Origin of the sequence: Nonomuraea roseola (assembly GCF_039535395.1) — a bacterium.
GTDB classification, from domain to species: Bacteria; Actinomycetota; Actinomycetes; order Streptosporangiales; family Streptosporangiaceae; genus Nonomuraea; species Nonomuraea roseola.
This window is the reverse complement of the sequence record NZ_BAAAXC010000015.1, coordinates 1661242-1683930: the sequence shown is the minus strand read 5'-3', so window position 1 is coordinate 1683930 and position 22689 is coordinate 1661242. Positions and strand designations below refer to the sequence as shown.

The window sequence follows — 22689 nt, the reverse complement described above, 5'->3', positions numbered from 1 at the left end:
CCTCCCGGGCAAAATGGAGGAATGACCCTCCGCAGATCGCTCGCCGCGCTGCTGGTCCTCCTGCTGACCGCGTGCGGTGGGCCCGCCGCCACCCGCGGCCGCGAGGGCGACACCTTCGAGGAGGACGTACGGCTGGCACGCGTGCACACCGAGGCGTTCTGGAAGGCGCAGTTCGAGGCGCTCGGCCGCACCTACGAGCCGGTCACGGACTTCGTCGCCTACAGGGGTGAGGGCGGTCCTTCGTGCGGGGGACAGCCCGCCGTGCCCAACAACGCCTTCTACTGCCCGGACGGGCACTTCATCGCCTACGACGTCGACTGGATGGCGGCCTTCTGGAACGAGATGGGCGACGGCTCGACCTATCTGATCATCCCGCACGAGATCGGGCATGCCGTACAGGCGCAGCTGGGCACCGAGTTCGCGCTCAACGTGCAGAGAGAGCTCCAGGCGGACTGCTACGCGGGAGGGGCGCTGGCGGGGCTGGTGCGCGCGGGCGTGCTGGAGGCCGAGGAGGGCGACGACACCGAGCTCCTGCTCAACCTCGAGGCCGCGGGCGACCCGACCGACGACTGGTTCAGGCCCGACGCGCACGGCACGGCCGCCCAGCGTCAGCGCTCGTTCGCGACGGGATACAACAACGGTGTAGGCGCATGTACGTCGCAAGGGTGATGCGGGTCCCCGGCTTCGCGGTCTAGCTTGGGCGCATGCCATTGGGGAACGTCAGAGAGATCAGCTGGCTGCGGCGGGGAGCCTGCAGGACCAGCGACCCCGACCTCTTCTTTCCTCCCGCGCCGTCTCCCGTCCAGGAGGCGCGGGCCAAGGCGGTCTGCTCGGGCTGCCAGGTGCTCGACGACTGCAGGGCCTACGCGGTGAGGTCAGGGGAGACCGAGGGAATCTGGGGAGGGCTCACCCCCCAGGAACGCAGACGGCTGCGCTTTCCCGCCGGATGGCGGCAGCGCAGCGCATAGCCTCAAGGGGTGCTGCTTCGCTCCCTCGCCGTGCTCGTCGCGGCCAACGTCGTCAACAACCGTGTCGCCCCCCGACTCGCGCCGCTGACCTCGGCCGTAGCCACCGCCGCGCTCGTCGCGATGGCCCGGCGGTCGGGCCTGTCGTGGGAGGAGATCGGCTTCACCCGTGGGCTGAAGGGCGCCAAGGCGGGCGCCGCGCTGGCCGCGATCGTGGCCGCGGGCTACACCGCGGGCATCGCCATCCCGCGCACCCGCCCGCTCTTCCACGACGAGCGGGCGCTGTCGCTGTCCAGGGCCGAGCTGCTGGAGGCGGCGCTGCTCCAGGTGCCCGTGGGCACGGTCCTGCTGGAGGAGGTCGGCTTCAGGGGCGCCCTGTACGGCATGCTGCGCCGCGGCCACGGCACCGCCGCGGCCACGGCGCTCTCGTCGGCGCTGTTCGGGCTCTGGCACATCCTGCCCGCGATGGAGCTGGCCCGTGCCAATCCCGCTCTCGGAGAGCTGGCCTCGGGGAGCACGGACGTCACCAAGGTCGTGGTCGGCGGGGTGCTCTCCACGACCGCGGCCGGCGTGCTGTTCTGCGAGCTGCGCCGCAGGGGCGGCCTGCTGGCCCCCTCGATGCTGCACCTGGCGACTAACTCGCTGGGATACCTGTTCGCCCGAATCGCCCCCGCGCCACCAGCTCGACCGTGACGAGCACCGCGATCGCCTCGGCGGCCAGCAGCCCCACGAGCACCACCAGCTGAACGACGCCCGCCTCGAGTGGCTGCGCGCCGCCCAGCAGCATGCCGACGAACGCGCCGGGCAGCGTGACCAGGCCGACGGTCCTGGTCTGGTCGAGCGCGGGCACCAGCGCCTGGGCTGCGGCGGGGCGGCAGATCTCCAGGTTGGCGTCCCTGTCGAGCAGGCCGAGGGCGAGCGCGGCCTCGACCTCGCCCCTACGCTGGCGCAGCTCGTCGACGGCGCGCCTGCCTGCCAGGGCGGTGGCGGTCAGGCAGCCGCCGAGCAGGATCCCCGCGATCGGGATGAGCGTGATGCCCCGCATGGGGGCCACGCCGGTGCCGAAGAGCGCGATCAGCACGGGCAGCGTGCCCGCCGCGATGGGCAGGGCGGCGGGCCAGGGGCGCTCCTTGGCGATCCTGCGGCCCGCGGTGACGGTGGCGACGCCGTACATGACCAGCAGGAAGGCGGCGACGCCCGGTGGCGCGCCGACGACCCACGCGATCACCAGCGAGACGGCGCCCAGCTGGACCGCCGCCCGCAGGCAGGCGGTCAGGACGGCACGGGCGTGCCCCAGCCCGCCCAGCCCCGCCACGACCGCGCCCGCGACGGCGAGCAGGACGACGACGGCGGCGAGCGCGGGGGTGAGCGTGAGTCCCATGCGGAAGGTTCTACAGGGGAGACGATCCGAGGGGCAGGAGCGGCGGGCCGGGAGCGGCGGGTCAGGCGGTCGGCCAGGCGGGTCAGGCGCTGGGTCAGGCGGTGGGAACGACCTGGAAGGCCTCGGCGTAGCGGCCCTCGCCGAGGCCCGCCTTCAGCGCGATGCCCGACCAGCGCTCGCGGACGAACTCCTCGAAGCCCTCGCGGTGCCCGACCTGGCTCGCGTGCGCGGTGAGCGCGGTGATCTTGCGGTCGATCGTGTCGGTGATGTCCACGAAGTGGTTGGGGCTCGTGCCGCCGAGCAGCCAGACCTCGCCGACCGTCCACGCCTCCAGGTCGGCCAGCTCGGCGTAGGCGTAGGGGTTGCGCGCGTCGGGGTAGACGGCGTCGAGCGTGGCGCCGCCGACGGCGCGGTGGTCGGGGTGGCTGGGGCCGATGAACTGGTAGTTGCGCTCGGGGGTGCTGGTGATCACCAGCTCGGGGCGCACCTGGCGGATCACCCTGGCGATGTCGCGCCGCAGCTCGATCGTGGGCTCCACCCTGCCGTCGCGGTAGCCGGACAGGAACCGCACGTCGGTGACGCCGACCGCCTTGGCGGCCTCGGCCTGCTCGGTCCTGCGCAGCTCGGCCATGCCCTCGCCGTCGACCTCGCGCTCGTTGCCTCCCGCGTCACCTGAGGTGACGAGCAGGTAGGTCACCTCGACGCCCTTGTCGACGAACTGCGCGATCGTGCCCGCGGCGCCGAAGTCGACGTCGTCGGGGTGCGCGGTCACCACCAGGACTCGGGTGATCTCCATGTTCTCTCCTTACGAAGGGGGTCCGTTCTCGGAACCTGGAAGGGCAGCGAGGCATTCCTGGACGCGTTTGTCGGTGGCGCGCTTTACCCTAGGTCCGTGCCCACCCAAGTCTCTGTTGACCACCCCTTGCTCGACGGCCTCAACCCGCAGCAGCGCGAGGCCGTGATCCATCACGGCAGCCCCCTGCTCATCGTCGCGGGGGCGGGTTCAGGCAAGACTCGGGTGCTCACCCACCGCATCGCCTACCTCCTGGCCGAGCGCGAGGTCCACCCGGGTGAGATCCTCGCGATCACCTTCACCAACAAGGCCGCCAAGGAGATGAAGGAGCGCATCGACAGGCTGATCGGCCCTCGCTCCAAGGCCATGTGGGTGATGACCTTCCACAGCGCCTGCATGCGCATCCTGCGCAAGGAGGCCAAGAGGCTCGGCTACCCCTCCAGCTTCTCCATCTACGACCAGGCCGACTCCCAGCGGCTCATGGCGATGGTCTGCCGCGAGATGGACCTCGACCCCAAGCGCTACCCGCCGCGCTCGTTCTCCGCCCAGGTCAGCAACTTCAAGAACGAGCTGATCGACTACGAGAGCGCGATCGACAGGGCGGGCTCGCACCTGGAGAAGACGCTCGCGCAGGCCTACAAGGCCTACCAGCTCAAGCTGACCGAGTCCGGCGCGATGGACTTCGACGACATCATCATGAACACCGTGGTGCTGTTCCAGCTCTTCCCCGAGGTGGCCGAGCACTACCGCATGCGCTTCAGGCACGTGATGGTCGACGAGTACCAGGACACCAACCACGCCCAGTACATCCTGATCAGGGAGCTGGTCGGGCGGCCCCAGCTGACCACCGTCGACGGCGAGCCGGTGCGGTCGGGGGCCGACCAGTCGGAGCTGTGCGTCGTCGGCGACGCCGACCAGTCGATCTACGCCTTCCGCGGCGCGACGATCCGCAACATCCTGGAGTTCGAGCGCGACTACCCCGACGCGCGCACGATCCTGCTCGAGCAGAACTACCGCTCCAGCCAGAACATCCTGGCCGCCGCCAACTCGGTCATCTCGCGCAACGAGTCGCGCAAGCCGAAGAACCTGTGGTCCGACCAGGGCGACGGGCCGAAGATCGTCGGTTACGTCGCCGACAACGAGCACGACGAGGCGATGTTCGTCGCCCAGGAGGTCGACAAGCTCACCGACGAGGAGGGCGTGCGCCCTGGCGACGTCGCGGTCTTCTACCGCACCAACGCGGCCTCCCGCGTGTTCGAGGAGATCTTCATCCGCACCGGCCTGCCGTACAAGGTGGTCGGGGGTGTGCGCTTCTACGAGCGCAAGGAGGTCAAGGACCTGCTGGCCTACCTGCGGGTGCTGGCCAACCCCAACGACGTGGTCTCCCTGCGGCGCATTCTCAACGTGCCCAAGCGCGGCATCGGCGACCGCGCCGAGGCGCTGGTCGAGGCGCTGTCCTCGCGTGAGCGCATCTCCTTCTGGGAGGCGCTGCGCAGGGCGGAGGAGGCGTACGGCATGGCGACCAGGTCGCTGAACGCCATCCGCGAGTTCGTCGCGATGGTCGACGACCTGATCGGCAAGGCCGAGGGCATGCCGCCCTCGGCGCTGGCCGAGGAGATCCTCGTGTCGACCGGCTACCGGGCCGAGCTGGAGGCCTCCGAGGACCCGCAGGACGAGTCGCGCCTCGAGAACCTCAACGAGCTGATCTCCGTCGCCTCCGAGTTCGAGGAGGCCAACCCCGAGGGCACGCTCGTGGAGTTCCTCGAGCAGGTGTCCCTGGTGGCCGACGCCGACCAGATCCCCGAGGGCGACGGCGGCCAGGGCGTGGTCACGCTGATGACCCTCCACACCGCCAAGGGCCTGGAGTTCCCCGTGGTCTTCCTCACCGCGATGGAGGACGGCGTCTTCCCGCACATCCGCTCCCTGGGTGAGCCGAAGGAGCTGGAGGAGGAGCGCCGCCTGGCCTACGTCGGCATCACCCGCGCGGAGAAGCGCCTCTACATCACCAGGGCGGCGGTGCGCAGCTCGTGGGGCTCCCCGTCGTTCAACCCCGCCTCGCGCTTCGTCAACGAGGTGCCTGCCAAGCTCATCGAGTGGCGCACCGACCCCGAGAAGTCGGCGTGGAGCGCGGCCACGTCCCGCAAGGAGAGCCCGGCACCGGCCGCTCGCAAGCCCGGCGGCAAGCAGCTGCCGTCGCTGAATCCCGGCGACAGGGTCACCCACGACGCGTTCGGCCTCGGCACCGTCGTGTCGGTCGACGGCGTGGCGGAGAAGACCAAGGTGAAGATCGACTTCGGGAGCGGCGGCGAGAAGACCCTGCTCCTCGCCTACGCACCACTGGAGAAGCTCTGACAGGCCCGTCCTGAGCACGGGCGGCGGCGTCACGCTCCCACACGCCTGCACGGCCAGGGCGCTCAGACCCTTTCCAGGACGACGATCGGGATCTCCTGCCCGGCGGTTGCCGCGTACCGGTGATACAGCGGCGCCAGGGCGGTCATGAGCCGCCACAGCCTGTCGCGTTCGGCGCCCGTCGCGGTGTAGGCGCGCACGGCGAACCGCTCGGCGCGCACCTGCACCTCGGCCTCGGGGTTGGCGAGCAGGTTGAGATACCAGTTGGGCAGCGAGGGGGCGCCGAGCGCGCTGCCGGACGCGACCAGCACGTGGCGCTCGCCGTCCTGGCCGAAGAACACCCCGGTACGGCGGCGCGTGCCGCTCTTCCTGCCCACGCTGGTGAGGATGAGGTTGGTCACGCCGCCTTCGAGGAATCCGTCCTCGCCGTCGGTGTCGAGATAGCGGCGCACATGCTCGGCGACCGAACGGTCGGGGCTGTCGGTGACGTCTGCGTTCATGGCGTCATCGTGCAGTCCCGGACTTCAGTTTTCCTCAGGAAGAGCTTCGGCGAGCTTCATGGCCGCCTCACCTGGGAGTTCGAGCTCGGGAAGGTCGTCCGCCTCCATGACCAGGTCGGCGGGCGGCGGCTCGACGGTGACCTTGGCACCCCACCCGGTGAAGCGCAGGTCGGAGGTGATGCCCAACTCGTGGTCGTCGTTCGTCTGCTCCGAGATCCTGGTGGTCATGCGGGTGACCCTGCCCTCGGCGTCGAACCAGAGGGCCCACGCCACCTTCTCGCGGCTCAGCCGGGATCCGCCCAGGGGCCGTCCGGGGATCTTGGCAGCGTGGATGAAGCCCTTGGCGGTGCTGGAGGTGCGGGAGGTGGCGGTGGCGAGCAGCGTCCGCAGCGTGCCGGGCCGGAAGAGGTCGACCGTGACATCCGCGAGATTCCTCTCGGGGTAGTGGTTGCGCACCCACTTCCTGTCCAGCGGAAGATGGCCGATCAGGCGGCCGCCCGAGGTGTAGCTCTTGCCCTTGGCCCTGATGAGCAGCGTGGGGAAGCGGAACTCGTCGTCCATGTGCTCGTTCCCGAGCGGCGAGTACATCGTGGTCGAGTCGTCGACGTCGACGAACCCTCCCTTGCGGAACCCGGCGACCCTGGTGGTCCTGGCGGTGAGGTAGTGCCTGCCGTCGGTCCTGACGCGGGTGACGACGGAGATGGTGACGCCCCTGCCCGGCTCGATCTGATCGTCGAGCACCTTGACAGGGTCGGGCTTCGGGGCGGGCTGGGTGGGGATGGCGGTGGCGAGCGCGAGGGCGATGAGAAGTGGCTTCATGGGGGGTCCTGAAGGTACGGAGTGAGCGAGGGGAGCCGATGACCTTGCGGCTGTGGTGAAGCGCCGAACGGGCGGCCATGACCGGCCGCCCGTTCGACGCGCACAGGTCCTACTTGTTCGCTTCGGCGATCGGGTCCGGGATGGGGACCGCCTCACCGAGGGCGTCGGCGTCGAACACCTGGTCGCCGGGCGGAGGGGAGACGGTGACCGAACCCCATCGGCTGACCCGCGTCTCGGTCTTGATCGAGACGCCGTCGACGGAGGGCAGGGTGGCGCTGAAGCGCTTGACCAGGCCCTTGGCGTCGAACTGGAGAGTCCAGGACACGTTGCCCTTCGTGGCGAAGGTCCGCAGCCTGGGCGCCACCGAGCGCAGCTTGGCGACCGAGATGGTGCCCTTGGCGACGCCGCCCTTGGGAGCGGCGCCGGCGAGCAGCGTCTTGAGCGTGCCGGTGGCCAGGATGTCGATCGGCGGTGCGCCCGGGGAGTCGACGGGCTTGTCGAAGCGCAGCCAGGTCATCCCGGTGGGCAGCGCGTTGCGGACGAGGCCGCCCGAGACGTAGCTCTCCTTGCCGACGGTGATCACCCGTGAGGTGTCGGTCAGCGCCGAGACGAGGTAGACGTCCTCGGGGGCCATGGCGCCGTAGATGGCGGGGCCGAGATCACCCTTGAAGGTCAGGTCGCTGCCCTTGCCGAGCTGGACCTTGCCCTTCTCCTTGAAGCTGATCATCAGCTTGCCGTCGACGCTCATGGAGGTGGTGGAGGCCACCTCCGCGCCCTTCTTGGCGGAGAGCTGGGCCTTCATCGCCTTCACCGGGTCCGGACCTGCCGCGGCCTGGGCAGGAAGCGCGGTGACGAGGGCCACGCCGGTGGTGAGAGCGAGGCCGATGAAGGTGCGCCTCACCCGGCGGCCTCGGTCAGCGCGTCGGGCATGCCGGGTACGTCGGGCAGCTCCTGGTCGAGGTCCTTGGAGTCGATCCAGTCAGCGGCGGGCGGCGCGGTGACGGTGACCTTGGAGCCCCAGCCGGTGAACCTCTCGTCGGCGGTGAAGTCCATCGTCTCGCCCCTGCCCACGGGCACGGAGAGCTTGGTGGCGAACCGGCTCACGAGGCCCTTGGCGTCGATCCACAGCGTCCAGCTGACCTTCTGGCCCGCCTTGGCGCCGAAGGGCCTGCCCGGCAGCTGGGAGACCTTGATGGTGCCCTTGGCCACGCCGTTCCTGTAGGAGGAGGCGCTGGCGAGCAGGGTCTTGAGGGTGCCGGAGGCGAAGAGGTCGACCTTGGGGCCGCCGAGGCTGTCGCCCGCGTTGGGGGTGCGCACCCAGGTCTTGCCCTCGGGCAGCGTGCTCGCCACCAGACCGCCGGACAGGTAGCTCCACTGCTTGACGCTGATCACCCTGGTGGGGGTGCGTACCAGGTCCTTGAGCGACTGGCCGTCCTCCTCGTCCTCGAGTGCCGCGACGATGACCGGGTCGAGGTGGAACTTGGTCGTGCGGTCGGTGGCGGTCACGCCCGACTTGCCGAACGCCGTGACGCCGCTCTCGCGGGCGGTGATGACCGGGTCGCCGGAGATCGACATCCGGATGGTGGAAGAGGTCTTGACGCCCTTGCCAGGCACGTACTGCGCCTTGAGCGACTTGACCGGGTCGGCCTTCGGCGCTGCCTGCGCCGCGGGGGCGGCGATGAGCGCCACACCCGTCGTGAGGGCGAGGCCGACGAGAATTTTTCTCATGCAGGTTTCCTTCAACGTCTGGAGGGGGAGGATGATCTTTTCAATCGAAGATCACGATGGCGTCTCGGAGGCGCGCATGGACGCGAGCCTGCCGACCACAGATCACGAAAGCCGGGAGATCGCGCGCACGCTTCGTGAACTTTCGGTGCAGAGCCCGTCCCCGCCACCCTCAGTCGTTGTTCCTGCGGGGCTGTGGGCGCAGCCTGACGGCCCGGCGGTCCCGTCGGGGGCGCCGGACCGTCAGGGAGGTGTTACTGGGTGGCCTCGGTGAGGACGCTGGGGAGGTCGGGAACCTCGCTGTCGAGGTCGGCGGCGTCGATCACCTCGGCCTCGGGCGGGGCGACGATGGAGACCTTGCCGCCCCATGCCGTGAAGCGGGTGTCCGCCGTCATGCTCATGACGCCCAGCAGGCCGAAGTCCATCTTGGCCTCGCTGGTCACCCTGGTGACGAGCTGCTTGGCGTTCAGGGTCACCGCGTAGGCGATCTTGATCTTGCCGAACTTGCCCTTCACCGCGGAGCCGCCGGAGGCCCTGCTCAGGTCGCTGAGCGTGATCGCGCCCTTGTAGACGCCGCCGCGCACGCTCTTGGCGCCCTTGAGGACGGTCTTGAGCACCGTGGTGTCGAAGATGTTGATCATCTGGCTGCCGGACAGGCTGGCCTCGGGCGCGCCGGGGACGCGCACCCACTTCTTGCCCTCGGGCAGGTCGCTGGCGTAGATGCCGCCCTTGGCGTACGTCTGGCCCTTGACGCTGACGTACCGGGTGGGGCTGAACAGGGCGGCGAACTCGTCGTCGGGCTTGACGGTGACGCCCTTGCTGCGCCGGGTGAGGTCGGAGGAGACGACGCCTGACTTGCCGAACTCCAGCACGCCGGTCATCCGGCCGACGGGTCCCGAGGACTTGCCGTCGGTGGTCATGGTGGAGGTCTCGGAGATCCTGACGCCGTGACCGGCGACGAACTGCTTCTTGAGCGCCTCGACCGGGTTCTTCGGCGCCGCGGAGGCGGGGGCCGTGTGTGCGAAAGCGGGGGTGGCGACCGCGACTACGGATACCGTGAGCGCGGCGGCGGCGATCAAACGCCTCATGTCGGTGTGTGCCCCTTCGGTCAGATGTGCGGGACATCCTAGATCCAGAAGGGGACAATCGGGCGATTTACCGCACACTGGTGTAGCAGGCAAGAGATATCTGCGACCCGATGACCTGGGCAGCTCAAGCTTGGGACTAGGCTTCCTTGGCGGAAACGCCCGGCACACGGGGTGGGCCCGGGCCGTCGTACATCAGTCGAACAAGCAAGGACGGACCCTCGTGGACCTGTTCGAACATCAGGCGAAGGAGCTCTTCGCGGACTACGGCATCCCGGTGCCGCGCGGCATCGTCGCGCACACCGTGGAGGAGGTGCGTGCGGCTGCCGAGCAGCTGACGGGCCGCGTTGTCGTCAAGGCCCAGGTCAAGACCGGGGGCCGCGGCAAGGCCGGTGGCGTCAAGGTCGCCGACGACGCCGCCGACGCCGTAGCGAAGGCCACAGACATCCTCGGCATGGACATCAAGGGCCACACGGTCCACAAGGTGCTCGTGGAAGAGGCGAGCGCGATCGCGGAGGAGTACTACTTCTCCTTCCTGCTCGACCGCGCGAACCGTACCTTCCTCGCCATCTGCTCCGCCGCCGGCGGCATGGACATCGAAGAGGTCGCGCACAACACACCGGAGAAGGTCGCCAAGGTGCCGGTCTCGGCGCTGACGGGCATCGACCGCGCCAAGGCGCGCGAGATCGCCGTCGCAGGCGGTCTTCCCGAGAAGTCCCTGGACGGCGCGGCCGAGCTCATCGAGAAGCTGTGGTGCTGCTTCGTCGACGAGGACGCCTCGCTCGTCGAGGTCAACCCGATGATCCTGTCGGCCGACGGCCAGGTCAAGGCGCTCGACGGCAAGGTCACACTGGACGAGAACGCCACGTTCCGTCAGTCCGACCACGCCGCGTTCGAGGACAAGGCGGCGGAGGACCCTCTCGAGGCCAAGGCCAAGGAGAAGGACCTCAACTACGTCAAGCTCGAGGGCAACGTCGGCATCATCGGCAACGGCGCGGGCCTGGTCATGTCCACGCTCGACGTCGTCGCCTACGCGGGCGAGGCCTTCCCCGGCAAGCCCAAGCCCGCCAACTTCCTCGACATCGGCGGCGGCGCCAGCGCCGAGGTCATGGCCGCGGGCCTGGAGATCATCATCTCCGACCCCGCGGTGAAGTCGATCTTCGTGAACGTCTTCGGCGGCATCACCGCCTGCGACGCCGTCGCCAACGGCATCGTCTCGGCGTTCAAGCTGCTGGAGGAGCGCGGCGAGGCCGTGACCCGCCCGCTGGTCGTCCGCCTCGACGGCAACAACGCCCTGCTGGGGCGCCAGATCCTGCACGACGCAGCGCTGAAGGGCGTCGAGCTGGTTGACACGATGGACGACGCGGCCAAGCGCGCCGCCGAGCTCGCTGCGGTAGGTGCGTAATGGCTATCTGGCTGACCGAGAACAGCAAGATCATTGTTCAGGGCATGACCGGCGGTGAGGGCACCAAGCACACCCGCCGCATGCTCGCCTCCGGCGCCCGCGTCGTGGGCGGCGTCAACGCCCGCAAGGCAGGCACGGTACACGAGGGCCTGCCGGTCTTCGGCACCGTCAAGGAGGCCATGGAGCAGACCGGAGCCGACGTCTCCGTCGTCTTCGTGCCCCCCGCCTTCACCAAGGACGCGGTCATCGAGGCGATCGACGCGGGCATCCCGCTCTGCGTGGTCATCACCGAGGGCGTTCCCGTCCACGACACGACCGCCTTCTGGGCCTACGCCGTCTCCAAGGGCAACAAGACCCGCATCATCGGTCCGAACTGCCCCGGCATCGCCTCGCCCGGCGCCTCCAACGCCGGCATCATCCCCGCCGACATCACCACCGCGGGCCGCATCGGCCTGGTGTCGAAGTCGGGCACGCTGACCTACCAGCTCATGTACGAGCTGCGTGACTTCGGCTTCTCGACGGCCGTGGGCATCGGCGGCGACCCCGTCATCGGCACCACGCACATCGACGCCCTCCAGGCCTTCCAGGAGGACCCCGGCACCGACGCGATCGTGATGATCGGCGAGATCGGCGGCGACGCGGAGGAGCGGGCCGCGGCCTACATCGAGCAGCACGTGACCAAGCCGGTCGTCGCCTACGTGGCGGGCTTCACCGCTCCCGAGGGCAAGACGATGGGTCACGCGGGCGCGATCGTGTCCGGCTCCGCGGGCACGGCGCAGGCGAAGAAGGAGGCACTGGAGAAGGTCGGCGTCCGCGTCGGCAAGACCCCCTCCGAGACCGCCCGCCTGATGCGCGAGATCATGCAGTCCCGCTAGATCTCTGTCTGCCTGTACGGCACAGCACGGAACGGCCACCGGGGTCACCCGGTGGCCGTTCCGTCTTCCACGCCACTGCGGCCGACTCCGCCGCTCACCGTCACGTCATGGTCGTCGGCCGAGCTCTTCGAGTCCTGGGGGCCGCTGTTCTCCCGGCCCTGACCGGGGGCAGGGCGCGGGCAGCCGTACAGGATCATGGTGAAGATCCGGCGCGGCTGCGGGGTTCTTGACTGAAAACTTGAGAACATCGAGCACTGTGACGGCCCTTCTCGACCAACTCCGGACAGCCCCCCGCACTGTGCTCAGCAAGATCTCCGGGGACGACGACGAGACGAGGCGGCCCCTGCCCGTCTCCGGGATGCTCGCCGCGGCCGCCACTCTGGGCGTCGGGCTGGCCGTCCTCATCACGCTCACGCTGGTCGGATGGATCGCGGCGCCCAGGGGAGCGCTCGGAACGGGCCTGCCTGGGGTGTTCCGCACGGCGGCGCAGATCTGGCTGGCGGCCCACCACGCCGGCTTCTCCTGGCCTGGGGGCCAGCTCGGGCTGCTGCCGCTGGGCCTCATGGTGTTGCCCGCCGTGCTGCTCTACAGGGCGGCGCGGTGGATGGCGCGCGATGCCGACCTCAGGCTGCGGCTGCCGGCCAGGCTGCCGAAGAACAGCCCCAAGGAGCAGGCCAACGCGCGCCGCAGGGCGCAGCTGGTGCTGGTGGCGCAGGCGGGGATCTCGCTGGCCGCGCCGTACGCGCTGCTGGCCGGGCTGATCGCGCTGGTGGCCAGGAACGAGATCACCCAGCCGTTCATCGGCGAGGCGCTGCTCAGCCACTTCGTGCTGGCGTTCCTGGCGGGCGTGCTGGCCACCGCGCGGACCATCGGGTCGTGGCGCTCGATGCTGCGGCTGCTGCCCGAGCGGGTGCGGGCCGTCACGGTGGGCACGGCGGTCGCCGTCGCGCTGCTGCTGGTGGCGGGCCTGCTGCTGGTGCTGGTCGCCGTCGTGGTCAACTTCGGGCAGGTGCGCGAGCTGACCGACGGCCTGGCCCCCGGGTTCGTCGGCGGGCTGCTGCTCCTGCTGGTCCAGGGGCTGTACCTGCTCAACGCCGTCATCTGGGGCATGTCCTACATCGCGGGGCCGGGCTTCGCGGTGGGCACGGGCACGCTCGTCGCGCCCACCGGCGTGCAGCTCGGCTACGTGCCGACGCTGCCGCTGCTCGGCGCGCTGCCCGACAGCGGTCCGGTGCCCGCGCTGATGATGGCGGTCATCGCGCTGCCGTTCGCGGCGGGCGCCGCGGCGGGTGTGGTGGTCGTCAGGATCGCGCCCTCGCCGTCGTACGAGGCCGCGCCGCTGTGGGGGTTCGTCACGGGCGTCACCACCGGGCTCGCGGCGGGGCTGCTCGCGGCGCTGTCGGGCGGGCCGATCGGCGGGGCCAGGCTGGCGGCCGTCGGCCCTTCGCCCTGGGAGGTGGCGCTGTCGGTCTGCCTGGAGGTGGGAGTCGCCGCCGGCATCTCGGCGGGCCTGGCGAACTGGTGGCTGCTCTACCAGGGCGCGCGAGGGCGCGGCCCGATCGCGCGCAAGCTGAACACCGCCCGCAAGGCGGGCGCGGTGATCGCCAAGGCGGCGAGCAAGGTCGGCCTCGCCGAGCCCGAGGGCAAGGCGCTGCCGGGCCACTGGATGGACGCCACGGAGGCCGACACCCAGCCGATCCCGGTGATCCGCGACGACTGGCAGGACGAGCACGCCTCAGCGGCGGCCGAGGCGCTCTCGCCCGCGTCGGACCCGCAGCGCTCCGACGCGCCCAGGCAGCCGCGCCGCGACATCGTCGACGAGTCGGACGACCGCGGAGGCCACGTCATCTACCTCGACCCGTACGCGTGGGACCGGGACGACTAGGGCTGTACCGAACCGAGGACGTCGATCACGCCGGGCGGCAGCTTGGCCGCGGCGGCGTCCCTGAACTGCGAGAAGCAGGTCTCCTTGGCGGCCACCGTGCCCGCGCCCCTCATGCACTCCTGGTAGACGGAGTATTCGTCCATGAGGTAGAGCTGCATGGCCGTCGCGCCCGCCGAGAGCATCAACGAGAGCGAGGAGACGACGATGCCGCCCACCGCCACACCCGTCGACCTGCCGGCTCCGCGCAGGATCGGCAGCGCCCTGATCCCCGCGATGAGCGCGAAGACCGCCATGACCAGCCCCGCGAGCGGGAGCATGAACGTCATGGCCAGCGCCGCGACCGACAGCCATATCGCCCTGCGGCCCGCTGACTCCGCGAGCTGCTGACCGCCCGGTGCCTGCACCGGTGTCGTCACCTGACCTCCTCTGCGTTGCCGGACGAGGAACAGATACCCTGGCAGCCCCACCCAAGCATGTGAATGGAGTGCGCCTGTGTCCCAGGCAGGTCGGCTTGTGGTTCTCGTCTCCGGCTCTGGAACCAACCTACAGGCCCTTCTGGATGCCGTTGCAGATCGGTCGTACGGAGCCGCGATCGTGGCGGTCGGCGCCGACCGCGACGGCATCGAGGGGCTGGCCAGAGCCGAGCGGGCGGGCGTGCCGACCTTCGTGGAGAAACTCTCCTCGTACGGCTCCCGCGCCGACTGGGACACCGCCCTCGCCGCGCGGATCGCCGCGTACAAGCCCGACCTGGTGGTGGCGGCCGGATTCATGAAGATCCTCGGGGCGCCCACCCTCGAATCCTTCCCCGTGCTCAACACCCATCCCGCGTTGCTGCCCTCCTTCCCAGGCGCGCACGGCGTGCGTGATGCCATGGCCCACGGCGTCAAGGTCACCGGCTGCACGGTCATGCTGGCCGACGCGGGCGTCGACACCGGGCCCATCGTCGCTCAGGAGGCGGTGCGCGTCTTCGACGGAGACGACGAGCACCTGCTGCACGAGCGCATCAAGACCGTCGAACGAGGGCTGCTCGTCGACACTGTCGGCCGGATGGTCCGTGAGGGCTGGACCGTGACCGGCCGTACCGTCCGCCTCGGATCTGGAGGAATGAAGAAGTGAGCCGCATTGCCATCCGGCGCGCGTTGATCGCGGTGTACGACAAGTCCGGGCTGGAGGAGCTGGCCCGTGCGCTCGACACCGCGGGGGTGGAGATCGTCTCGACCGGCGGCACCGCGGCGGCCATCGCCTCGTACGGCGTGCCCGTCACCAAGGTCGAGCAGCTGACCGGCTTCCCCGAGTGCCTCGACGGCAGGGTCAAGACGCTTCACCCTCGCGTCCACGCGGGACTGCTGGCCGACCTCACCAAGCCGCACCACGTCGCCCAGCTCGAGGAGCTGGAGATCGACCCGTTCCAGCTCGTGGTCGTCAACCTCTACCCGTTCCAGGAGACCGTGGCCTCGGGCGCCTCCGACGCCGAGTGCGTCGAGCAGATCGACATCGGTGGGCCCGCGATGATCCGCGGCGCCGCCAAGAACCACGCCACCTGCGCCGTCGTCGTCGACACCGGTTCCTACGGCGAGATCTACCAGGCGCTGGAGCAGGGCGGCTTCACCCTCGAGGAGCGCAGGCGCATGGCGGGGCGGGCCTACGCGCACACCGCCGCCTACGACGTGGCCGTGGCCAACTGGTTCTCCTCGACCTACACCGGCGAGAACGTCTTCAGCGGGGCGGCCGGACAGCTCAAGAGCGTCCTGCGCTACGGCGAGAACCCGCACCAGCAGGCCGCGCTCCTCGTGTCGGAGAGCGGCGGCCTCGCCAACGCCGAGCAGCTGCACGGCAAGGAGATGTCCTACAACAACTACCTCGACGCCGACGCCGCGTGGCGGGCCGCGTGGGACTTCGAAGACCCGTGCGTCGCGATCATCAAGCACCAGAACCCGTGCGGCATCGCGGTCGGCTCCGACGTCGCCGGGGCGCATCGCAAGGCCCACGCCTGCGACCCCGTGTCGGCCTACGGCGGCGTCATCGCGGTCAACGGTGAGGTGAGCGTCGAGCTGGCCAAGCAGATCGCCGAGGTCTTCACCGAGGTCGTGGTGGCTCCCGCGTTCGCCGACGAGGCGCTGGCCGTCCTCACCCAGAAGAAGAACCTGCGCCTGCTCCGCTGCCCGGACCGGCCGTCCAACAGCACCGAGTTCCGCAGGATCGACGGCGGCCTGCTGGTCCAGACCGCCGACAGGATCGACGCGCCGGGCGACGCCCCTGCCGCGTGGGAGCTCAAGACGGGCGAGCCCGCCTCGCCCGAGCTGCTGGAGGAGCTCGACTTCGCCTGGAGGGCCTGCCGTTCGGTGAAGTCCAACGCGATCGTGCTGGCCTCGGCCGGGGCGACGGTCGGCGTGGGCATGGGTCAGGTCAACCGCGTCGACTCCTGCCGCCTCGCGGTCACCCGCGCGGGCGAGCGGGCGGCGGGCTCCGTGGCCGCCTCCGACGCCTTCTTCCCCTTCGCCGACGGGCCCGAGGTGCTCATCGAGGCGGGCGTGAAGGCCATCGTCGAGCCGGGCGGCTCGATCAGGGACGACGAGGTCGTCGCGGCCTGCGAGAAGGCAGGCGTGACCCTCTACTTCACCGGCACCCGCCACTTCTTCCACTGATCCAGAGTGAAGGCACGGCCACCGTTCGGACGCCGGAGCGGTGGCCGTGACATGGGGGGCGAGATCCGAGGCGGAAGGGCGGCCCGCCTCCACGGCCACCGCTTCTGCACGGAGCGGTGGCCGTGACAAGGGGACAGGACAGTGGCGGAAGGGAGAGGTGTAAAGCGCTCCGAGCATCCTGAGACGCCGGTTAAGGTGAGTGCTTTCCCGCCTGATTCTTCCCCCGGAGTCCGCATATGCCGCTGTTCGATGCGATGCTGCAGGTTTTCGTGACCCTGAACGGGATCTCCACGAGCCCCTTCGTTCTCATCCTGCTCGCGTTCGCGGGCGCCTTCCTCGGGGCGAAGGTCGTGGAAGTCATCCCCTACACCCGGCGGATCATCGAGCGTCGTGAGGCTCAGGCGGCGGAGCGGCAGTAGCCACTGCGCTCGACCACGCCAGCTTGGCGGCCCCCGCCAGAGCGGCCTGCACTCCCAGCTTCGAGCGGCGGATCTCGACGGCCCTGACGAAGGCGAAGCCCGCCAGCTCGTCCATCGCCCGCTCCAGCGGGTCGAACAGCACGGGGCCCGCGTTGGCGACGCCGCCGCCGATCACCACATGAGTGACCTCGATGGCGGCGGCCGTAGAGACGATCATCGCGGCCAGCGCGCGGGCGCCTCTCTCGAAGGCGGCCCGAGCCACGGGGTTCCCCGAGGCCGCGTCCCTGGCCAGCATCGCGCCGTCCGGCGAGGGGCCCGCCGCCCAGCCGTTGGCCAGGGCCCATCGGACCAGGTTGGGCCCGCTGGCGTAGCTCTCCACGCACCCCCTGCTGCCGCAGGGGCACGGGTCGCCGTCGGGATTGACGGTCATGTGACCGACATGTCCGGCGTTGCCCGTGGGGCCGAGGAGCGGCGCGCCGCCGATCACCAGGCCGCCGCCGATGCCGGTGGACACCACGATGCCCAGCATGGACGCGCTCTCGCCGCCCATGCCCAGCCAGTGCTCGCCCAGCGCGAAGCACTGGGCGTCGCCCGCGAGCACGGTGGGCAGGCCGGTCAGCTCCCGCACCCGCTCACGCAGCGGGAAGTCCCGCCAGCTGGTGATGTTGACGGGGCTCACCGTGCCTGAGGCGAGGTTGAGCGGGCCCGCGCAGCCGATGCCGACCGCGAAGGGAGCCGGGCCGTCGGCGACGACCTCGGTGATGAGCAGGGCGAGGGCGCCGAAGACGTCCTCGCGCGGGGTGGGCACGGTGGAGGAGCGCAGGACGGCGCCCGACCGGTCGACGAGGGCCGCGGCGAGCTTGGTGCCGCCGATGTCAATGGCGAGTACGTGAGTCATCAGTGCTTGTGGTGGTTGTCGGGCTGGCGGGGGTCGCCAGGATGTTCGAGGCCGTGGACGAGCCGCACGCGGGTGGCGCGCTGCACGTCGAGCCATTGGACGAACGCCCGCCTCCTGGCGGCGGTCACGAGAGCGGTGGGTTCCGGAGCCGTGGACTGCGGCCCTCCGGATTCCAGAGCGGTGGACTTCGAAGCGGCGGGCCCGAGGGCCGTGGGCTCCGGGGCGGTGGGCGCGGGTTCGGCGAGGGCGACGTGCCAGCCGAGGGCGTCGCGGACGGGTCCTGCGAGCGTGCCGTACGGCGTGCCGCGCACCGCCTGCGCGATCGCCGACGGCAGCGAGCCGAGCGGGATCGCGCCGAGGGGCTCCAGGTCGGCCGGTGTCGCGGCCGCCGCCTCCGCCAGGTCGGCGAAGAGGGCGTGCCGTACCCGGTGGAGCGCAGGGGCGGGCGGAGGAGGGGCGGACGACCAGGCGGAGGGCACCTCGGCGGAGGCGGTCACGGCCTGGTGGACGGCCCGCACCCACGGGCTGCCGTTGTAGGCGGCGGCGTTGATGGAGCCGAGCTCGACGGCGGCGAGCCGGTCGAGCGGCGGACCCTCCAGCGGCGCGAGCCCTCTGGACAGCGCCTCCCGCTCGCACAGCACCTCGGTCAGGATCACCTGGGTGACCCAGCGGGCCATCTGGCGCTCCTCCGAACTGCCGGGGACGGGCAGGGCGGCGTGGAGCGGGCCCTGCCTCAGGTCGCGGAGCCGGGTGTCCAGGACGTCGTGGGGGACGGCCTGGCCGTCGACGAGCCCGATCATCGGGTGACCTCCAGGGTGACGGCGGGAGCGTACTGGCAGCGGCCGAACCACATGACCTTGGCAAGCGCCCACGAGCGGAGTTCGGCGGCGTCGGCGGGGACCGTGACGGGGAAGCGAATCTCCGCCTCGGAGCCTGGCGCGACGGTGAACGCCTGGATGACCGAGGGGAGCAGCTCCCACGTCCCGTAGGGAGATGCCAGCTGGGCCTCGCCCCTGATGGTTCCTGCCGTGGTGTTCGCCAGCCGTACGACCAGGGCGGTCGTGTCGCCGGGACGCAGGGAGAGCGACTCGGTGACGGGGGTGACGGTCAGCCCCGTGGGCAGGGCCTGCGCGCTCTCGGCGCCCTGGGCGGCCACGCCGTCCTCGGGGACGGTCGCGATCGGCGCGGGCAGCTCGGGGGCGTCGCCGAGGGCGACCGTGACGACGTCCTCGACGAGCTGCCCTTCCGTCTCGGTGCGGACGGCGACGAAGTGGAGGCCGTCTCCCGCTCCAGGCTCGGAGGTGACGGTGACAGGGAAGCGGACGTGGCCCCCTGGTTCGAGGCGGAACACGCGCCGCGCGGGGGCGGCGCTCCAGCCGTCGGGCAGGTCCACGGTGACCACGCCCTCGTGGGCGGTGTCGACCAGGTGGGAGGAGAGCACGACGTCCAGCTCGAACGGCTCGCGCGAGGTGACCAGGCCGGGAGAGGCGGCGATGCTCACGGGCAGGTAGCCGAGCGGCGCGGGGCCCTTGTTGTGCAGCCAGTAGCGGCTGTGAACGGGCTGGGCGAGCTCGGCGGTCATGCCCAGCTCCTCGCCCTCCGCGTGGAGCGGCGCGGGCGTCAGGAAGGTGGCGACCTCGGAGCCCGCGAGCCGCAGCTCTTCAGGGTCGGCGGGCTCGCCGGGCGTCTCGAGCAGGTCGGACGTGGTCAGGCCGCCGAGGTCGAGCACGGGCGAGTGCAGCGCCGCGCTCGTGCCCAGCCCCGTGGACTCGGCGAGCCTGATCGTCACACCGTCGCCACCGCCCTTCGTGCCGTGCGCCAGCGGGTTGCCCGTGGCCTTGACCGTGCTGAACAGCACCTCGCGCGGCGGGTCCGCGCGCAGCAACGAGTGCGAAGGCGGCAGGTCGCCGTCCTGCGCGGAGACCACGCGCGGCAGCAGCGGGGTGATGAACTCCTGCCCTGCCGAGGGGAGCGCGAGCGCGCGCCAGTCGCCGTCGCCTGCCGCCAGCGCGTAGGAGAACTCGTGCGTCCAGTGCTGGAGCTGGAATCCGGACCCGTCAGGCGTCGTACGGCGCGGCGGGTCCACCCACACCCCCGAGGGCCACCCCGTGCACGACCGCATCAGCGACAGGTGCAGCGCCCCCGAGGGATCGACGGCGAAGCCAGGCAGGCCGTAGGTGAGCAGTGCGACCGTCCTGTCCTCCAGCACCTCCTCGCCCAGCGGGCAGGTGGCGTGGATGACCGCGCCGTCCAGCAGCGGGTCGCCTGGGTCGGCCACGATCAGCGCGGGCAGCGCACGCACGTCGCGCAGGTCGGCGCTGGGCCGCCACACCTCGGCCAGCGGACGCTCCGCGGGCACCCACACCCTGCTCGCGCCCGATTTCAGCGCGTCGAGGTAGGCGGGGTCACTGCGCGCGAGCAGCTCGGCGGCCAGCGGGTTCACGTCGGGCCCGCCCAGGACGATCCGGACGTCGGGCAGGTTGGAGTCGACGGCGAGCCAGCCGTACCTGCTGCCCGACGCCGTCGAGGTGGTCGCGGTGACGCCGACCCTGGCCAGCGCCACGACCAGGTCGCGGGCCTCGGGAGCCGCGGCTTCGGAGGCGGCGACGATCTCGGCCACGCCGATCGCCCGCGCCCCCTCGCCGCCGAGATCCACCCTGGCGGTGGAGGACAGGCCGAACCACGTGTTGGCCGGGTTGTCCAGTGTCCAGGGATGCTCGGCCGCGTCGGCGTCGGGCAGCGCGAAGCCCCTGCCCACGACCGCGCCGGCCACGTCGGAGACGGGAAGCGCGCCGGGGACGTGGGCGGGGAAGCGCACGCGCAGCAGCCGGTCGGCGCCCGAGTAGTCGAGGACGCGGGTGGCGAACTCGACCCTGTCGGCGACGAGCGTGACGGTCTGCTCGTAGGTGAGCTCGCCGAGCGTTCCGGTGACGACCAGGCGAGCGCCGAGCGGGCTGGTCTGCGCCCTGACCACGGCGGTGGTGTCGCCCGAGGCGGTGACGCGGCCGGTGGGCATCAGGTGCCATGGGCCCTCGCCCATGTCGGGGTGCTGGGGGTACTCGTCGTACAGGCGCAGCTCGTTGCCGAGCCCGGTGAGGAGCTCGCGCCCTTCCCGCAGGACGGAGGTGAGGGCGCCGCCCCGCGCGGGGTCGGCGGTGAGTCGCCACAGGTCGTTCTCGATGGTGTGGCCCTCGACGGAGGCCCAGCCCTCGGCCTCTCCCTCGACGACAGGGAAGCTCCTCCAGCCCATGGACGGCACGTCCTTCGCCAGGAAAACCTGCGTGCCCTCCTCGGTGACCGAAGGGGCGTCGACGCGCAGCCCAGGCTCCAGCCGCACGCGGACCACGCCGTCGCGGGCGAAGGAGAGCGTGTTGGCGACCACCACGGCACGGCCGTCGGCCTCCACCCGCGCCACGAGCGCGTCGAGGGCCCTGTCGCGGGCGTCCGCGGCCAGGTCGTAGGCCTCGCGCCAGCCGGTGAGCAGGTCGAGGTAGACCTGGTCGGACTCCGAGCCGGTGATCGCGTCGTGGTGCGCGCCGTAGGCCAGCTGGCGCCACACCTTGTCCATCGCCACGTGCGGGTAGCGGCCAAGGCCGAGCAGCGACGCGAAGGCGGCCAGCCGCTCGGCGTCGAGCGCCGCCACCTCGGCGGCGCGCTGGGCCTGCTTGGTGTCGATGTAGGAGACGTCCTTGCCGGTGTAGACCGGGTTCATGTCGCGCGTCTGGGGGCTGAAGGCGCTGGTCTCGGCGTGGACCGCGGCGAAGAAGTCGTGCGGCACCGCGCACACGAACCGCGGCCAGACGTAGCGCTCGGCCCATGACCGGTGGATCTCGGTGACCCACTTGTTCGGCGGGGTGTAGTCGGTGCCGACGGGCAGCAGGACGTTCCTGGTCGCCGCGACCGGCTTCAGCGCCCTGAACAGCTCGTGGACCGCCCGGCTCGCCTCCTCCAGCGTCGCGGAGGAGTCCATCCACCAGCCCGCCGAGTAGTGGGCGGGCATGTAGTGCGTCACGACGCCGAGACCCGAGGGGGAGATCCACTCGAACTCGCTGGGGAACTGCATGAGCGTGGCGTCGTCGTGCGCCTGCCCGAAGTTCTTGTTGATCGGGCCCCACTGGTGGAAGGGGCCGCGGGCCCACGCGCTGCCGGTCAGTCCGGCCGCCGCGAGGTAGCCGGGGAACTGCGGGTCGTGGCCGAACGAGTCGAGCTGCCAGGCGGTGCGGGGGAGGCCGCCGAGGATGTCGCGCTGGTAGCCGATGCCGTAGACGATGTTGCGGATCGTGGTCTCGGCGCCGGTCAGGTTGGTGTTGGGCTCGTTGTAGGTGCCGCCCATCAGCTCGACCCTGCCCTCGGCCATGAGGCGGCGCAGGTCTGCCCTGCGCTCGGGATGGAGGTCGAAGAACGGCTTGAGGTAGTCGATCTCGGCGAGCACGAACTTGTAGTCGGGGTCGCGCTCGGCCAGCGCCAGGTGCGCCTCGACCAGCGCGAAAGCGTTGCCCTCCCACAGCGGCCTGGTGGTGGCGTCGCCGGAGAGGAACTCCCACGGGCTGGTGTAGGCCGCCTGCGTGTTCCACCACACGGGGTCGTAGTGGAAGTGCGACACCATGTGCATCGTCCAGCCCGGCTCCTCGACCGTGACGTCCACGGTGAGAGTGTTGTCACCCGCGGAGACGGCGCACGGCACCGTCGAGCCCACGGGGGCGCTCACCGTCAGCGGTACCTCGACGACGACGGTCGCGTTCCCTCCCGGCACCACCGCGCGCCCCGCCACGGCCACCCCGTCGCCGCGCACCACCACCTCGGCCTCGCGCTCGCCCTGCTCGGCGGTGACGCGCAACACCTGATGGGGCCGCGCCTCCGTCCCCACGAACAGGTCGGTCGACTCGGCTGACAACAGACGTGCGGGCACTGACTCTCCCTTGGGGGCGGGGCTCTGTCGCCGTCA

21 protein-coding genes are annotated in these 22689 nt (G+C 70.9%); 10 read left to right on the top strand and 11 right to left on the bottom strand.

What is annotated here, in order from left to right; all coding sequences use genetic code 11:
- The first annotated feature begins 21 nt into the window (after window positions 1–21).
- Genes ABFX55_RS30860 through ABFX55_RS30850 form a run of 3 tightly spaced genes read left to right on the top strand, consistent with a single transcriptional unit; the run spans window position 22 to window position 1658 of the window.
- The gene (locus ABFX55_RS30860) at window positions 22–669 is read left to right on the top strand and encodes a neutral zinc metallopeptidase (protein ID WP_346126231.1); all 648 of its coding nucleotides are present in this window, start codon (window positions 22–24) and stop codon (window positions 667–669) included.
- Between the two features lie 35 nt (window positions 670–704).
- Complete coding sequence (locus tag ABFX55_RS30855) at window positions 705–968, top strand: WhiB family transcriptional regulator (protein ID WP_183650603.1); 264 nt, start codon at window positions 705–707, stop codon at window positions 966–968.
- 9 nt (window positions 969–977) lie between these two features.
- Window positions 978–1658: a CPBP family glutamic-type intramembrane protease gene (locus ABFX55_RS30850; protein ID WP_346126230.1), complete on the top strand. Its 681-nt coding sequence runs from the start codon at window positions 978–980 to the stop codon at window positions 1656–1658.
- Here ABFX55_RS30850 and ABFX55_RS30845 read toward each other — a convergent pair.
- Both ABFX55_RS30845 and ABFX55_RS30840 read right to left on the bottom strand, forming a co-directional pair.
- A complete protein-coding gene (locus ABFX55_RS30845) occupies window positions 1600–2346 on the bottom strand; it encodes an ABC transporter permease (RefSeq protein ID WP_346126229.1) in 747 nt (248 codons plus the stop codon). The two genes, ABFX55_RS30850 and ABFX55_RS30845, sit on opposite strands and share 59 nt — an antisense overlap.
- A gap of 94 nt (window positions 2347–2440) precedes the next feature.
- A complete protein-coding gene (locus ABFX55_RS30840; protein ID WP_346126228.1) occupies window positions 2441–3142 on the bottom strand; it encodes a PIG-L deacetylase family protein in 702 nt (233 codons plus the stop codon).
- A gap of 96 nt (window positions 3143–3238) precedes the next feature.
- Here ABFX55_RS30840 and pcrA point away from each other — a divergent pair, with 96 nt between their 5' ends.
- A complete protein-coding gene (gene pcrA, locus ABFX55_RS30835) occupies window positions 3239–5491 on the top strand; it encodes a DNA helicase PcrA (protein ID WP_446686013.1) in 2253 nt (750 codons plus the stop codon).
- A 62-nt stretch (window positions 5492–5553) separates the two neighbouring features.
- Here the strand turns inward: pcrA and ABFX55_RS30830 are convergent, their stop codons facing one another.
- From ABFX55_RS30830 to ABFX55_RS30810, 5 genes are all read right to left on the bottom strand, one after another.
- Window positions 5554–5988: a nitroreductase/quinone reductase family protein gene (locus ABFX55_RS30830; RefSeq protein WP_346126227.1), complete on the bottom strand. Its 435-nt coding sequence runs from the start codon at window positions 5986–5988 to the stop codon at window positions 5554–5556.
- A gap of 24 nt (window positions 5989–6012) precedes the next feature.
- Window positions 6013–6807 carry a hypothetical protein gene (locus tag ABFX55_RS30825; protein WP_346126226.1) on the bottom strand — a complete coding sequence of 265 codons (795 nt, stop codon included), beginning with the start codon at window positions 6805–6807 and terminating at the stop codon, window positions 6013–6015.
- 109 nt (window positions 6808–6916) lie between these two features.
- On the bottom strand, window positions 6917–7708 hold the full coding sequence (locus tag ABFX55_RS30820) for a hypothetical protein (protein ID WP_346126225.1): 792 nt from the start codon (window positions 7706–7708) through the stop codon (window positions 6917–6919).
- Window positions 7705–8535, bottom strand: coding sequence for a hypothetical protein (locus ABFX55_RS30815; protein WP_346126224.1), 831 nt, complete (start codon window positions 8533–8535; stop codon window positions 7705–7707). Before ABFX55_RS30815 ends, ABFX55_RS30820 begins: the two co-directional genes overlap by 4 nt.
- A 251-nt stretch (window positions 8536–8786) precedes the next feature.
- Window positions 8787–9620 carry a hypothetical protein gene (locus tag ABFX55_RS30810; protein WP_346126223.1) on the bottom strand — a complete coding sequence of 278 codons (834 nt, stop codon included), beginning with the start codon at window positions 9618–9620 and terminating at the stop codon, window positions 8787–8789.
- Window positions 9621–9840: 220 nt separating this feature from the next.
- Here ABFX55_RS30810 and sucC point away from each other — a divergent pair, with 220 nt between their 5' ends.
- From sucC to ABFX55_RS30795, 3 genes are all read left to right on the top strand, one after another.
- Window positions 9841–11022 carry an ADP-forming succinate--CoA ligase subunit beta gene (gene sucC / locus ABFX55_RS30805; RefSeq protein WP_183650576.1) on the top strand — a complete coding sequence of 394 codons (1182 nt, stop codon included), beginning with the start codon at window positions 9841–9843 and terminating at the stop codon, window positions 11020–11022.
- The gene (gene sucD, locus ABFX55_RS30800) at window positions 11022–11897 is read left to right on the top strand and encodes a succinate--CoA ligase subunit alpha (RefSeq protein WP_183650574.1); all 876 of its coding nucleotides are present in this window, start codon (window positions 11022–11024) and stop codon (window positions 11895–11897) included. Before sucC ends, sucD begins: the two co-directional genes overlap by 1 nt.
- Window positions 11898–12153: 256 nt before the next feature.
- Window positions 12154–13782, top strand: a complete 1629-nt coding sequence (locus ABFX55_RS30795) for a cell division protein PerM (RefSeq protein ID WP_428834773.1) — start codon at window positions 12154–12156, stop codon at window positions 13780–13782.
- Here ABFX55_RS30795 and ABFX55_RS30790 read toward each other — a convergent pair.
- Entirely contained in the window at window positions 13779–14198 is a 420-nt protein-coding gene (locus tag ABFX55_RS30790) for a hypothetical protein (RefSeq protein WP_346126221.1), read from the bottom strand. The two genes, ABFX55_RS30795 and ABFX55_RS30790, sit on opposite strands and share 4 nt — an antisense overlap.
- A gap of 76 nt (window positions 14199–14274) precedes the next feature.
- Between ABFX55_RS30790 and purN the strand changes: the two genes are divergently transcribed.
- The 3 genes from purN (at window position 14275) to ABFX55_RS30775 (ending at window position 16846) form a co-directional block, all read left to right on the top strand.
- Window positions 14275–14898, top strand: coding sequence for a phosphoribosylglycinamide formyltransferase (gene purN / locus ABFX55_RS30785; protein ID WP_346126220.1), 624 nt, complete (start codon window positions 14275–14277; stop codon window positions 14896–14898).
- A complete protein-coding gene (gene purH / locus ABFX55_RS30780) occupies window positions 14895–16427 on the top strand; it encodes a bifunctional phosphoribosylaminoimidazolecarboxamide formyltransferase/IMP cyclohydrolase (protein WP_346126219.1) in 1533 nt (510 codons plus the stop codon). Before purN ends, purH begins: the two co-directional genes overlap by 4 nt.
- Before the next feature lie 236 nt (window positions 16428–16663).
- Complete coding sequence (locus ABFX55_RS30775) at window positions 16664–16846, top strand: hypothetical protein (protein ID WP_346126218.1); 183 nt, start codon at window positions 16664–16666, stop codon at window positions 16844–16846.
- Here ABFX55_RS30775 and ABFX55_RS30770 read toward each other — a convergent pair.
- From ABFX55_RS30770 to ABFX55_RS30760, 3 genes are read right to left on the bottom strand one after another with little or no spacing between them, the layout of a single operon-like run.
- Window positions 16806–17744, bottom strand: coding sequence for an ROK family protein (locus ABFX55_RS30770; RefSeq protein ID WP_346126217.1), 939 nt, complete (start codon window positions 17742–17744; stop codon window positions 16806–16808). The genes ABFX55_RS30775 and ABFX55_RS30770 overlap by 41 nt on opposite strands.
- Window positions 17744–18544: a DUF7158 domain-containing protein gene (locus ABFX55_RS30765; RefSeq protein ID WP_346126216.1), complete on the bottom strand. Its 801-nt coding sequence runs from the start codon at window positions 18542–18544 to the stop codon at window positions 17744–17746. Before ABFX55_RS30765 ends, ABFX55_RS30770 begins: the two co-directional genes overlap by 1 nt.
- Window positions 18541–22653 (bottom strand): glycoside hydrolase family 38 N-terminal domain-containing protein, encoded by a 4113-nt coding sequence (locus tag ABFX55_RS30760; RefSeq protein ID WP_346126215.1) that lies wholly within the window; start codon window positions 22651–22653, stop codon window positions 18541–18543. Before ABFX55_RS30760 ends, ABFX55_RS30765 begins: the two co-directional genes overlap by 4 nt.
- Window positions 22654–22689 lie beyond the last annotated feature (36 nt).

Coding starts and splice junctions, on each gene's coding strand:
- ABFX55_RS30860 (WP_346126231.1), top strand. CDS start 22: ATGACCCTCCGCAGATCGCTCGCCGCGCTGCTGGTCCTCCTGCTGACC.
- ABFX55_RS30855 (WP_183650603.1), top strand. CDS start 705: ATGCCATTGGGGAACGTCAGAGAGATCAGCTGGCTGCGGCGGGGAGCC.
- ABFX55_RS30845 (WP_346126229.1), bottom strand. CDS start 2,346: ATGGGACTCACGCTCACCCCCGCGCTCGCCGCCGTCGTCGTCCTGCTC.
- ABFX55_RS30840 (WP_346126228.1), bottom strand. CDS start 3,142: ATGGAGATCACCCGAGTCCTGGTGGTGACCGCGCACCCCGACGACGTC.
- ABFX55_RS30830 (WP_346126227.1), bottom strand. CDS start 5,988: ATGAACGCAGACGTCACCGACAGCCCCGACCGTTCGGTCGCCGAGCAT.
- ABFX55_RS30825 (WP_346126226.1), bottom strand. CDS start 6,807: ATGAAGCCACTTCTCATCGCCCTCGCGCTCGCCACCGCCATCCCCACC.
- ABFX55_RS30815 (WP_346126224.1), bottom strand. CDS start 8,535: ATGAGAAAAATTCTCGTCGGCCTCGCCCTCACGACGGGTGTGGCGCTC.
- ABFX55_RS30810 (WP_346126223.1), bottom strand. CDS start 9,620: ATGAGGCGTTTGATCGCCGCCGCCGCGCTCACGGTATCCGTAGTCGCG.
- sucD (WP_183650574.1), top strand. CDS start 11,022: ATGGCTATCTGGCTGACCGAGAACAGCAAGATCATTGTTCAGGGCATG.
- ABFX55_RS30775 (WP_346126218.1), top strand. CDS start 16,664: ATGCCGCTGTTCGATGCGATGCTGCAGGTTTTCGTGACCCTGAACGGG.
- ABFX55_RS30770 (WP_346126217.1), bottom strand. CDS start 17,744: ATGACTCACGTACTCGCCATTGACATCGGCGGCACCAAGCTCGCCGCG.
- ABFX55_RS30765 (WP_346126216.1), bottom strand. CDS start 18,544: ATGATCGGGCTCGTCGACGGCCAGGCCGTCCCCCACGACGTCCTGGAC.